Source organism: Oleiphilus sp. HI0117 (assembly GCF_001635235.1).
The window spans coordinates 1-11755 of sequence record NZ_LWGA01000626.1 but is presented as its reverse complement, the minus strand read 5'-3'; the positions used below and the strand labels follow the sequence as shown (position 1 = coordinate 11755).

The 11755-nt window shown below is 43.2% G+C and carries 13 protein-coding genes; 10 read left to right on the top strand and 3 right to left on the bottom strand.

Annotated elements, in window-relative coordinates; all coding sequences use genetic code 11:
• Positions 1 to 215 (top strand): hypothetical protein (locus A3757_RS26600; RefSeq protein WP_197469912.1); only part of this gene is annotated, 215 nt, incomplete at its 5' end.
• Between the two features lie 2 nt (positions 216 to 217).
• Here A3757_RS26600 and A3757_RS07255 read toward each other — a convergent pair.
• Complete coding sequence (locus tag A3757_RS07255; RefSeq protein ID WP_068552943.1) at positions 218 to 1639, bottom strand: hypothetical protein; 1422 nt, start codon at positions 1637 to 1639, stop codon at positions 218 to 220.
• 98 nt (positions 1640 to 1737) lie between these two features.
• Between A3757_RS07255 and A3757_RS07250 the strand changes: the two genes are divergently transcribed.
• From A3757_RS07250 to A3757_RS07215, 8 genes are all read left to right on the top strand, one after another.
• Positions 1738 to 2577 carry an RNA polymerase sigma factor gene (locus A3757_RS07250; RefSeq protein ID WP_068553764.1) on the top strand — a complete coding sequence of 280 codons (840 nt, stop codon included), beginning with the start codon at positions 1738 to 1740 and terminating at the stop codon, positions 2575 to 2577.
• A gap of 11 nt (positions 2578 to 2588) precedes the next feature.
• On the top strand, positions 2589 to 3488 hold the full coding sequence (locus A3757_RS07245) for a hypothetical protein (RefSeq protein WP_068553763.1): 900 nt from the start codon (positions 2589 to 2591) through the stop codon (positions 3486 to 3488).
• Between the two features lie 22 nt (positions 3489 to 3510).
• Positions 3511 to 4512, top strand: coding sequence for an LPP20 family lipoprotein (locus A3757_RS07240; protein WP_068553762.1), 1002 nt, complete (start codon positions 3511 to 3513; stop codon positions 4510 to 4512).
• Positions 4513 to 4588: 76 nt separating this feature from the next.
• A complete protein-coding gene (locus A3757_RS07235; RefSeq protein WP_068553761.1) occupies positions 4589 to 5617 on the top strand; it encodes a hypothetical protein in 1029 nt (342 codons plus the stop codon).
• A gap of 267 nt (positions 5618 to 5884) precedes the next feature.
• Positions 5885 to 6151: a hypothetical protein gene (locus tag A3757_RS07230; RefSeq protein WP_068553518.1), complete on the top strand. Its 267-nt coding sequence runs from the start codon at positions 5885 to 5887 to the stop codon at positions 6149 to 6151.
• A 59-nt stretch (positions 6152 to 6210) separates the two neighbouring features.
• Positions 6211 to 6411 (top strand): hypothetical protein, encoded by a 201-nt coding sequence (locus A3757_RS07225; RefSeq protein ID WP_068553517.1) that lies wholly within the window; start codon positions 6211 to 6213, stop codon positions 6409 to 6411.
• A gap of 229 nt (positions 6412 to 6640) precedes the next feature.
• A complete protein-coding gene (locus A3757_RS07220) occupies positions 6641 to 7144 on the top strand; it encodes an outer membrane beta-barrel protein (RefSeq protein WP_068553516.1) in 504 nt (167 codons plus the stop codon).
• Positions 7145 to 7487: 343 nt separating this feature from the next.
• Positions 7488 to 9656 (top strand): hypothetical protein, encoded by a 2169-nt coding sequence (locus A3757_RS07215; protein ID WP_068566561.1) that lies wholly within the window; start codon positions 7488 to 7490, stop codon positions 9654 to 9656.
• 86 nt (positions 9657 to 9742) lie between these two features.
• Here the strand turns inward: A3757_RS07215 and A3757_RS07210 are convergent, their stop codons facing one another.
• A complete protein-coding gene (locus tag A3757_RS07210; RefSeq protein WP_156490403.1) occupies positions 9743 to 10078 on the bottom strand; it encodes a nucleotidyltransferase family protein in 336 nt (111 codons plus the stop codon).
• Between the two features lie 36 nt (positions 10079 to 10114).
• Positions 10115 to 10888 carry an exodeoxyribonuclease III gene (locus A3757_RS07205; protein WP_068553459.1) on the bottom strand — a complete coding sequence of 258 codons (774 nt, stop codon included), beginning with the start codon at positions 10886 to 10888 and terminating at the stop codon, positions 10115 to 10117.
• 111 nt (positions 10889 to 10999) lie between these two features.
• On the opposite strand from A3757_RS07205, the gene pyrE reads away from it, so the two are divergent.
• Positions 11000 to 11644 carry an orotate phosphoribosyltransferase gene (gene pyrE / locus A3757_RS07200; RefSeq protein WP_068514477.1) on the top strand — a complete coding sequence of 215 codons (645 nt, stop codon included), beginning with the start codon at positions 11000 to 11002 and terminating at the stop codon, positions 11642 to 11644.
• The last annotated feature ends 111 nt before the right edge of the window (positions 11645 to 11755 follow it).

The window sequence follows — 11755 nt, the reverse complement described above, 5'->3', positions numbered from 1 at the left end:
AGGTTTCCTACACCGTTCGGTCGGAGTCGCCTTTACTCGTCGCTTTCTATAATCAAGAAGTACACGGCAGTGATCAGGAAGTACTTGAATCCCAAACGCAACTTAGAAACAGTGAAATGCCGAACTTTTATGGTGAAGGTGAAATTGGCTTGGAGTTGATAGAAAAAAGCATACTAACCGGGGCCGAGTTTAGTAGCTATTTTGGTCAATTCTAATATTAGAACTCTATCACCTTCGGTATCGTGCTTTTATATTCGCTCATCACCATGCCCGTCGTTGCACCAATATAAGTTGGGTCGGCTATCACGTAAGTTTTACCTGCTTGGGAAATAAGCCAATCTCCGTCGCGGGCTTCAGTCGCTACCGCCACGGCAATATGCCCTGGAAAATCCAAGCCCACGACATCCAGTTTCAGCAGATCTTGGATTAACCAAGCCAGTAGAATCGATCGATCCTCGCAGTCATTCGCTTTGTATAACAAACTTTCTTCGGCCAGCAGGTAGTTCTCTTCACCAAATTGTTCTTGGTCCAGAGCATAACTAAAGCCGGTTTGAATCATAGCTAGCAAATAGTCGATCGCATCACGTTCGCTCAAGCTCTGAAGCCGGGGTTTAAGCTGCCTTCTTAAGCTCTCTACCATGGTTGGGTTAGGCTTTGCGGTAAAATAATATTTGAGATCTATTTGAGGGTAAGCATTCAACATCAGGCCATAGCCCGCATCATACTCAAAACTAAGCTCGGTACTCGTATTGCTATCTTCAAACGAAATTTTTCGAGAAAGTATCTTAGGCGAGCTATTTAAAACCTGCTCAAAGTTGATCTCAAAGCTACGATTGCTCCGGTCATAATGTCCGGGATAAGAAAAAAGCGGGCCTTTATTTTTGGTCGAATGAACTAGGTAATAGGTCTTGTCAGATATCTGTAGGTAGGCCTTACCAAAAATAGTTTGTTTTGACGGCAGCATCAGAAAAAGGTCTCGCTTGCCATAAGCAACTTTCACGTCATAGCCTAGCTTGGTCAATATGAACCAGAGGTAACTCGTCCTTTCATTGTCATTTGAGATTTGCTTTTCAAGCACAAAGTTCAGATATAGATAGGTTCCCCAATCCCCTAGCCCTAGTATTTGTTTGCTCTCTCGGACATGAGCCAATAGCCCCTTATGGTCGGCTTGCGCCAGCACTTTCCATGTAGCAGCGAGTTTTTTATTGGTCAGTTTTGACAAGTCAGGGAAGTCAATATTACTGGCGTTCACGTCAGCTCGCTCATGGCCAAAAAACAAGGCCTCATTATCTAGAGGTAGTGAGGGTGAATAAGCCGGTGTATCGATATGTTCAGTTTTCCCAGTACTAGACAGCAAATTCTTAACCGAAGGAGCTTTAGCAGGCTTAGGTGTCGTATCTCGTACCTTTCCCTGGAATAGATCAAACTCTTCCCAATGCTGATCTAAAAAGTCAACGAATTGTCGATCATGTTCACTTAAGTAGGTATTGAAAGCCGCTTGTTCTGCTTGTTGAAATGCCTTCCATTCATCATCAAGACTGTTTGCCGCAGCAAAACCTGGCAGACAAAAAAGGGTGATAACGAAGTGTAAAACCCGAGTTTTCACAAGATGAGTACCGAGAAAAAATACTTGGCTCATGTTTCCCTACTTTTAATGGTGTTAAACAGAATTCNGTTCAGATATTATACATGTATATAGAATATACGATCAGGGACGATATAAGAAATCATAAGAACATGAAGATCGATTGGCTCTCTCTCTTTTACGGAAAAAAATTCCAAGCTTTCATCAATAGCCAGGCTGCCCACAAGTTTAGTGGCGATATAGCTCGGCAAGAGGAAGCCGTCTCTTATCTTATTGAAAAACTATCAGAAAACGATTGGGCCATGTGCCAAAAGCACAATGGACTATCCTCCCCAGAAGGCTATCTGAAAACTCTATCGGCAAATTTAATGGTTGAGTATGGCAGAAAAGTATTCGGTCGAAAACGCCCGCCGGAATGGTTGAAGCGAGAGGGCTCATTTTGGGAGCAGATTTGGAATGACCTTTGTTTAAAGCGTGAAGGCGCAGAGTTTATCATTGATAAAGCCTGTAAAAATGGCGAGCGCGAGCCCTCATCAATCAAAAATATTATCCGTACCATCAAGGTCAAAATCCCCTGGTGTGGCGTCAGTAATCGTCCCGAATCTATTGACGACGACGAATATGGCGCTGATAGTTATGTTTATGAAAACGATAGCTTTGACGGCAATGGCATTGATGAGCACTATAAAAAAAATAACTACAACCAGATCCTCTCTCTGGTTCAATTGATCCTGACAGGCAATGAAGAAAGCGAGCAAAACACTATTACCGCGCTGGATAAGGACATTGTCAGCGCAGTTCATGCCATACAGCTCTCAGCAGAAGAGCGTCTAATGTTACGTATGCACTATATTGACGGCTATAGTCACAGTGCCATTGCGAGAAGACTAGATGTCGCAAAGCACATTCCTGTCCGTCAGAATAAAAAAACCCTCGAAAGATTATTAGCGATACTTAATAGTCTCGGGTTAGATTTTGAACCTATTGGCTGAGAGTATTCACGGTGAATGAGATAGAAGAAAAGAAAAGTCGTCTAGATCACGCGCTCGCTCAACTGATCGTTCATGCGCCAGATGGCGCGAAACAGGCCCTAGGCCCTGAAGCTTCGTTAGAAGAGTTGGCTGCGCTAGCTGAAGGTAAGCTAAGCAAGACTAGAAAGCATCAAATCTATGGGCAATTCGAGAATAACCAAAATTTGTATGAAACCTGGCTCGCAATGGATGTGCCTCAAGAACAAATGAGCAGCGAAAAAGCTGAGTCCCAAGCGACTCGCCCATCACGCATAGAGATGTTAACAGCATGGTTTGCTGAGTTATTTTCCTGGCAAGGCGCTTTAACCGCGAGTATGGGTATATTTGTTGGTGCCATTGGTATGCTCATTTCCCACTCTTCCCTGGAAAAGAGCCCTGTAGAAAACTCTACAAACCAATTAGCGATTAATGCCCCGCTAGACTCGCCTCAAAAAGCCAAGCAAGGCGATGCCCAACAAGTCGCTCTGCTAGGCAAAATTAAGTGCTACGCTGTCGAGCCAAAAGAGCTGAGTGAGTTTTGTGTATCAAATACGCTGAATACCCAGCATTGGCTCCATAGCAACGAGGGAGGTCTTCTCAAAGCCATTCCTTCTCCATATAATGTTGGCAGTCTTATGGACGTAAGAGTTACTACTAACAAAATTGCTTTGATATCCTCCAATGATGAGTCAAATGTCGATCTGATCATTGCGTCATATCAATTTAATAATGAAATGATTAGCTACGAGACTATCTATCAATATAGCAATAGAAAAGACCGTTCAGAGCATCTTGCTTCGGCAATAGAAATAAAGCAGCTAACTCAGAACAAGCTTACGTTCAAAGTTTTACGTAAAGATGGCCAGCTCGTAACAGAAACTTATAACTTTTAGCTCAATACAAGTGAACCAAGGCATGCAATTAAATTCTGGCAAAATATCTATAAACCGACATCAGCTGACCTTCATTGCTCTGCTTTTAAGCATCGCATTTCCAATGGCTAGTTGGGCTGACGACAGTATTCCCTCCTGGGTAAAAAGACCACCAGCTGACGACAGCCAATTTATGTATGGTGTCGGTGAAGGCGATAATTTAGACAGCGCCAAGCAAAGCGCTTTAAAGGATATTGCAGGAAAGCTTTCGACCAATGTTAGCAGTGAGTCCGAAAACCGAGATTATTTATCCAACGGTGTGAGTGAAAGCTCCTTTAGTCAAAAGGTAAATACCCGCATTCAAGACGTAAAACTATCAGGTTTTGATGTCCGTGAAAGCCTGAAGCGGGCTAACAAGCATTACGTATTGCTTGCGATGAAACGCAGCACCTTTGTAGCCGATAAGGTTAATCAGTTAAATGAAGTGAACAACAGCATCGACGCCGAATTACAGGGCCTTAGTGGTAAAAACAAACTACTCCAACTATTGGCCTACAATCAGGCAAATACATACGCAATTCAAGGACGCGAGCTTGTTAGTCTGATCCATGCAGCCGACCCTAGCCAAAATAAGCAGGGTGACCTGGATCGTTACCGAAGCTTTGTTCAAAAAGAGAAAGCATTGCTCGAACAAACAAAATTTTCTTTAAACTCAGACGCTTCACTCAAACCTCTTGTCCGTCATATTAAAAAGATTATGCAAACTAATGGCTTTCAAGTTACTAGCCCGATGAGGGCTGACAGCATCATTGAGTTAGAAGGAAGCATAAAAGAGAAAGAAATATTCTCAACCAAGATGGTTAATATCGATTTAGAGATTTTGGTCAAAACCGATAGTGAACAGTTGGTCAGCAGTAATAGCTACCAACTCAAAGGCTCTTCTGTCAGCAGTTTCGACTCAAGCAGAGATAAAGCAATGCAGCAAATTGCTAACGAGGTGAAGAGCAAAATAGATGTCTATCGTATGCTTGGCTTGGTTAACTAGAAATCAGACCGGAATTTAGAAAGTACTAATTAATAGGAATAGGCTTTGGCCTAAAAACAAAATAATGGAGAGTTCAATGAAAAAAGCTACCTTACTATTAGGTTCAATCAGTGTGCTTCTATCTGGCTGTGCTGGAATGATGGGGCCAAAGCAAGTGGACCTCAGTGAATACAATCGAGCGCCATTAATGCAGGCAAAAATCTTACCTTCTAAAGAAGAGTTTGGCGGCGGTAAAACAAAAGTGGTCGTTTTTAATTTAGATGATAGCAATGTAGCCTTAGCCAAAAGCGCTAAAGCCGGCTATAGCTTTGCCAAAGCACTGGAAGACAAGATCTCTGTTACGGGAGCCGAAGTAGTTGACCGCTCTATCGCTCAGAAACTCCAACAGGAAATTGAATTGGCGGAAATGCATGGAAGCTCAGGTTATGCAGGGCCAAATGTTGCGAGTTATGCTGTAACCGGTGAAGTAAGCGCTGCAAATGTAGGCGCTGTCTATAACAAAGCTGAGCGCTGGCAAGACAAAAAAGGTCAATGGCATCAGCGCTCAGCGAGCTGCCGTTATTCCGCACAAGCAAAAGCGAATTTGCGTATCTACAAAATGCCAGAGTTAAAGCTACTTAGCTCAATCTCGGTTGATGGGGATGTCAGTGACTCACAAGATACTTATGGCAGCCACTGCCCTATTTCAAAACAGTCGCAAGAAGGCATGATTCAACAAGCAGCTCTGGATGCAATCGAAAATTTTGATGTCGAGATACAAAACCAGTTTGCACCCAAAGCCTATGTCGTTGAGCGCTTGAGCAATGGCGAGGAAAGTATATTTAAGCTGTCTCAAGGCAGCATGCAAGGCTTCAAACCTGAGTCTCTAGTGACCATTTACCGAGCCATGGAAGTTAAAAACCCAATAACGGGTGAGACCTCAATGGAAGAGTATCCTATTTCAAAAGGCGTCGTGACCGCTCAAGCCGCTGAAAACTATGCTTGGGTTGCGCTGGATGATAGCGAAAAAGACAATGCGATCAAATTAGGCCACTATGCAAAAGTAAAGTATGAGCGATCTCTGTTTTCAACTATAGGGAAGATGGTTGATTCTGCATTGCCTTAATGGTGATTATCGTTGCGGGTCTTCTGTTCTGTAGCGCTGCTGCCCATGCAGGATTAATCTTCGTGAAAGAAGGCGGACTCGTATTTATTAAAATGTTTAATATTGATAGTAGCAGCTCTTATATAGTGACCTATCAAAATGGTATTCAATGAGAGGCCGCAGGTAATGGGGGAGGCTTTTGTTCGTACAATAGTGTAATTCATTAGCCTTGCTTCTCAACAGGTATTCTGAGGGTGAATAGCAAAAAGGTAACCAAGGAAATCGTTTATGAAATATCGAATTTTAGTATTACTTATCGCTTTTTTACCAGCTTGTAGCACCCTCGCCCCCGTACCTCTTCAACTCGTCTCCCTTGAAGAGCTCGCTCAACTTGAACAAGAGCAAGCCGCTCAAGTAGCTGGCATAAATCACGCACAGCCTGGCCAGCTATTCCTGAACCAGCCTCAACAAGCTGAAAGTTATGCGAACCAAAGGTCCGTTACTGAAAAAGGCCCTGAGATCAAAATTCTGCAGCCACTTTTAAGCTCACCGTAACAAATCCGCTTTCAGTACACGTCGAATTTGCCAGTCGCCAGCCTAACGCTACGGTGAATATGAAGTCCCTTAAGCTCACCTACAAAAAGTTCTGGGGAATCGATCTGACTGACCGCATCGTTGATTATATCGAAGGAGAGAGTATTAACGCTCCTGAAGTCGAGCTACCTGCTGGGCAGCATACTCTAGAGATCTATATCGAAGATGATCAGGAGAATCAGAGTACCAAGTTGATCACCGTTGAGATTGCCGAAAGCTAAACATACTAGCTACGAGGCTTTTGGAAAAGCCGGAATCTTACGTTCTCCAAATTTTGTATCGCCCCTTGAAATTAACACTGAGTAATTTCAAATTTATTTTAATTCATTTCCAATTCTTGTCCTTCCTTAAAAAGTGAACATAAGAAGTGCCATCGGTACTCATTATTACTGTTTGCTAATAAGCACTTTTGCCTACTTAGCGAACCAATAACTTTTAAAGGATTTACACATGAACTTCAAAAAACAAATTATTGCTGGTGCTTTCTCATTAATGGCAATGGGCGCGGTAGCCGAAGAGTCTGGTATAGGAAATGATATCAATACAAGCAATATATATGTCGGTGGCGGTTTGGGTATGAACTCACTTAGCGGCTTTGATGATGCAATGGGCTTTCAAGTTTTTGGCGGCTATCGCTTCGATGATAACTTGATAAAAGTAGACAAAGTTAAACTAGCAGTTGAAGCCGGCTATATGACATCGGGTGATTTTGACTTCCGCTTTGGCGGCTCAGTTTCTGCTGATGGTATTTGGGCTGCAACGGTTGCAGACTATGCGGTAAATGAGCAAGTGAGCGGACTTTTAAGGCTTGGCCTTGATTTTGGCGATGACGATGGTTTGTTAATGGGCTTTGGCGGTGAGTATCGCGTTGACCATAACATTGCGGTTCGCGGTGAATACGTTATCAGAGATAATGTTAACAGCTTGCAGGTAAACATTGTTTACGGCTTATAATACCCTACCAATATAAGGCCAGATTAGTTTATCTGGCCTTATTCCTCTCCAGAATATTCATCAACCCTGTCGGCAGAGGACGCTATGCCTCGCTCACAGGCTACGATCTAAGCTTCTACCAAACTCTGCATTGACTAGGCTCAGGATCGTCTGCCTAAGGAAAATTCAATACTAGCGCTTAAGCCCTCTGAACACAGAAAAAGCAGCTGCAAATTTTTCTTAAAAAACTTTTACCTTTTACGTTTCATTTCAGCCAAGCGTCCATCACATATTATTGAACAGTTAATCAAACGGATACGCTTGGCTTAATTGAATTAACAAAAAATGAAAAAGGATGACGATCATGAGTACACAACAAACAACCAAGAAAAAGAAACTAATAACAGCGATAGCACTGGCGACTACAGTTGGCCTTACTGGCTGTATTGACGAAGGTGATGACGGATCAAACAGTCTTGCTAGCATTGTTGATCTGCCTCCTGGTGACCTGTGTACCAATGGTGGCAAGCAAATCCAGACCGGCCTCGATTCTAATAATAACGATACCCTGGACGCTGATGAAATTACGCAGACAACAGAAGTCTGTAATGGAGAGACAGGCGACACTGGTGAAGACGGCGTTACCGGCTTCAATAGTTTAATTGCCATGAACAATGTTGCTGCAGATGACTTAAGTTGTGAGTTTGGTGGTTTGCTTATTCGTTCTGGTCTGGATTTGAATCGTAATAGTATCTTGGACACCGACGAGATAGAGAACAACCAATACCTTTGTAACCAGGATGAAGGGTCTTCCATAGCTGCCATTATCGCGAGCCTAACAGCCTCACCAACGACTATCGAAACTCTAGAAACTACAACTTTAACCGTTACACCGACTAGCTCTGAAGACACGATTGTTTCTTATGTTTGGCGTAATGACGACGGAGATGTAATTGACTCATCGTCAAATAGGGTTGACGTGACAGAAGCTGATGCCGGAACGTATCAATATACAGTCGAGCTAACTAACGTTGATGGTATTGTTCAATCTCGATCAGTCAATATCTTAGTAACAGAGCAGCTTGAAGCCGTACAAGTTTCATCCGTGTCTACTTCGACTAGACAAGTATTTTTGCCACAAGGGTTTGATGTTGCTAGTAGTTCACCTAGTGGTGACTTTGACGGATCTATCGTAACAGCATCTCCCGAGACGGTTAGCCCGGCCTCTTTCCGAAGCTTGCGCTCTACCGCTACGCAAGTAGATGTTGCTGGCTTTATCGCCGAAAGACCCGCATTCAGCGCAGGTACGGATTCTGCTTCGGTCATGACATCGCTTTCAAATACAGTCGCTACAGAGTCGGATATTAGTTTAAGTAATGTATCAACCTCTTCACCCAACTTGAACGACGACGTTACTAGCGCCGTTTATCGCTTAAGCTTATCAAGTGCCTCAACACCAACCGAGCTAAACAATCGGCTCATTATATTGTTGGGCGTAAACCAACTCGGTGGAACTATTCAGGACTTGCCTGCCCCCTTATCTGGCGACGTACCTGCAAGCGAGTACCAGTTGAATATGAGTGTTACTTATTTCAATAACTCCGACATGCTGTTAACTGCAACTGTTGTCGCTTTAGATAACCTGGAAAGTTACTCAACTCAGGTATCAGGTCTGAATGATGGAACCAATGTTGCGGAATCGGGTGCAAGTATCGACGTAACAAGCGACAGCTATAACGCACAGGCAGAAACCTCTGCGCTTGCAGACTTTCTATTCGTTATCGACAACTCTGGAAGCATGAGCGACGAGCAGAATGCTATTAGTCAGGCTGCAACCGATTTTTCTACAGTAATGAGCGCGTCTGGCCTAGACTTCCAAATAGGCACTATCACCACAGACAATGCAAGCTTACGTGGCAATGGCTTTACCTCGGATCTAGCTCAATTTCAGATCGATGTTGTCGCAGGAACTTATGGAAGTGGCATCGAGACAGGTATTTATTACTCTGAAAATGCTTTGCTTTCGACAGCAGAGGGTGATGCTTCTGACGGTACTGTTACAACAGCTGGTTACCCTAGACCTGGAGCAACTCTTTCTGTTGTGCTCTTGAGTGATGAGCCAAGTCAATATACGTCAAACAGCGCCACTGCATTCGATGTAAGCAATAACTTATTCGTTGATAGAGGAATCAGATTCTATTCCATTGTTGACCAAAATTACCCTGGTCAGTATATCGAGCTGAGCACCTCAACCTTTGGTAGTCACGCGAGTATATCTGACTTAAGTGCTTTTCCAGCGATTATGAGCACCATCGCAACAAACGCTGGTGCAGCTAGTAGTATTTATGAACTAAATCACCAACCTATTAGCAGCACTATACGTGTACTTGTCGACGGTGTTGACGTCGCTAAAGACAGTTCAAACGGCTGGGAATATAACTCAACAAGTAACCGAATACTATTTAGTGGCACTGCGATTCCAAGTGAAGGTGCTGAGGTAGAAATTATTTATGATTACTACCTTTCTGAATAATAGCTAAATTGTAAAACAAGGAGAGAAGCTAGTGGTATTCGCTAGCTTCTCTTTCTGGCTTTCACGTCTATCTCACCTTTACTATTTCAGCTATTTTGACCAGGCACTAGCTGTCCCACCCGATCAATATGCTCCTTAAGCGCGTCATTTTCTAACAAACTATAAGCAACAACATCAAAGAACAAAGGAATTTTGGTTTCTTCGTTCAACTGATATTGAATATGACTGACTGTTGAATAGTCTAGGTCACCATAGAGAGCAATATCGACATCAGAACCTTTATGAAAATTCCCCTTAACGCGGGAACCAAAAATGACGGCTTTTTCAACGCTAGGCACAGCATAAACTATGCCTGCAATGACTTGAACATAGTCAGGGCTCAGTCCAAAAGGCTGACCTTTAAAGGTAGGTCGCACTGGCACTCATAAATCTAATTGCCTCAAAATTATATGTCTAAGCTACATGATCACATCATAGTCAATAATGACAGGTGCGTGATCCGAGAAGCGCGTGTCCATATCAATAAAACCATCTTCGATAACATTACGCATCATCTGGGTCGAGATTTGATAGTCTGTTCTCCAGCCAGCATTCTTTCGCCAACCTTTCGCCCACTCTGGCCACCAGGTATATTGATTTTTCTCAACATTTATATGACGAAATGCATCAACATAACCAAAGTCATCGAAAACCGTATCGAACCAGTCTCGCTCATGCGCTTTAAAGCCACTCACGTCCATCTCATGGTATTTTTTGCTCGCATCTGTCACCAAATGCGCGGAATTGAAACTGCCCGCAAAAATGAACTGACGACGCTTACGGAGAGTTTTTTCCAGATGGCTTTGAAACGCGTCCTGGAATTTATCCTTTGCTTCCTGGTTCTCAGGCTTGCCTAATGCATTGGGTACAAGCATTGAAGCAACACTAACATTTTCAAAGTCAGCCTGAATAAAGCGCCCTTCACGATCTGCTGGCTCATAAGCAAAGCCATACATAATTGCCTTGGGGAAGTGGCGAGTATAAATACCCACGCCGCCATCTTCAGGGTTTTCAGCATCTATAAAATAAGCCTGATAACCTTCGGGGTGGAAGATTTCGTCATCGAAATCATAAACTTTGCCTTGCAGATCCTGGACACATACCACATCGGCATCGATCTCACGCATCCAATCAAAAAAACCATTTTCTGCAGCTCTCTTCAATCCATTTACGTTAATTGATACTACTCGCATAACTGCCTCATAATTAATTTGCGTGGTATGATACTTAATTCACATTTTTTGAAAAGAAAAACACTGTAATATCTTTCAATTTAGGCGCAATTAATGCAAGAAAATACAAATATGAAGCCCCACCAGCGCGAATTCATTGAATTTGCTATCCAAAAGAACGTTTTGAAGTTCGGCGAATTCACCCTTAAGTCTGGCCGTGTTAGCCCTTATTTTTTTAATGCGGGTCTTTTCGACGATGGTTTATCACTTGCCAAGCTTGGGTCATTTTATGCCCAAACACTGGTTGACTCGGATATTCCCTTCGATGTTCTATTTGGTCCTGCCTATAAAGGCATTCCTTTAGGCTCTGCTACAGCAGTCTGTCTTTCTTCATTGCATAACATTAACACGCCCTTTGCATTCAACCGTAAAGAAGCAAAAGCTCACGGTGAAGGTGGCACGCTCGTTGGCGCACCACTTAAAGGCAAGATAATGATTATCGACGATGTGATTACGGCAGGTACGGCAATTCGCGAAGTGATCAAAATCATTGAGGCCGCAGGTGCGGAGCCAGCAGGTGTTCTGATTGCACTTGACCGCCAGGAAAAGGGTCAGGGCGAGTTGTCTGCCATTCAAGAGGTCGAAAGAGACTTTAATATCCCAGTCGCCAGTATCGTCAACTTAACTCAAGTATTAGACTACATTCAGGATGATGCAAGTTTATCGCAGTACGCGGATGCCGTTTCTGCATATAGATCACAGTTTGGGATTGCTTGATTGATCATAACCTCTGTGCAGCGAAGTTCTCGGTGGTTCAAGTGTTTGATCTCTTAAAGAACTAAACCCAAAAAACCATTAACCACAGAGGGTACAGAGAGGCCTTCGGCC

Bases quoted from the DNA above. Each gene is read 5' to 3' on its own strand.
- A3757_RS07230 (WP_068553518.1), top strand. From the start codon at position 5,885: ATGAAATATCGAATTTTAGTATTACTTATCGCTTTTTTACCAGCTTGT.
- A3757_RS07240 (WP_068553762.1), top strand. From the start codon at position 3,511: ATGCAATTAAATTCTGGCAAAATATCTATAAACCGACATCAGCTGACC.
- A3757_RS07215 (WP_068566561.1), top strand. From the start codon at position 7,488: ATGAGTACACAACAAACAACCAAGAAAAAGAAACTAATAACAGCGATA.
- A3757_RS07225 (WP_068553517.1), top strand. From the start codon at position 6,211: ATGAAGTCCCTTAAGCTCACCTACAAAAAGTTCTGGGGAATCGATCTG.
- A3757_RS07255 (WP_068552943.1), bottom strand. From the start codon at position 1,639: ATGAGCCAAGTATTTTTTCTCGGTACTCATCTTGTGAAAACTCGGGTT.
- A3757_RS07235 (WP_068553761.1), top strand. From the start codon at position 4,589: ATGAAAAAAGCTACCTTACTATTAGGTTCAATCAGTGTGCTTCTATCT.
- A3757_RS07250 (WP_068553764.1), top strand. From the start codon at position 1,738: ATGAAGATCGATTGGCTCTCTCTCTTTTACGGAAAAAAATTCCAAGCT.
- A3757_RS07220 (WP_068553516.1), top strand. From the start codon at position 6,641: ATGAACTTCAAAAAACAAATTATTGCTGGTGCTTTCTCATTAATGGCA.
- A3757_RS07205 (WP_068553459.1), bottom strand. From the start codon at position 10,888: ATGCGAGTAGTATCAATTAACGTAAATGGATTGAAGAGAGCTGCAGAA.
- pyrE (WP_068514477.1), top strand. From the start codon at position 11,000: ATGAAGCCCCACCAGCGCGAATTCATTGAATTTGCTATCCAAAAGAAC.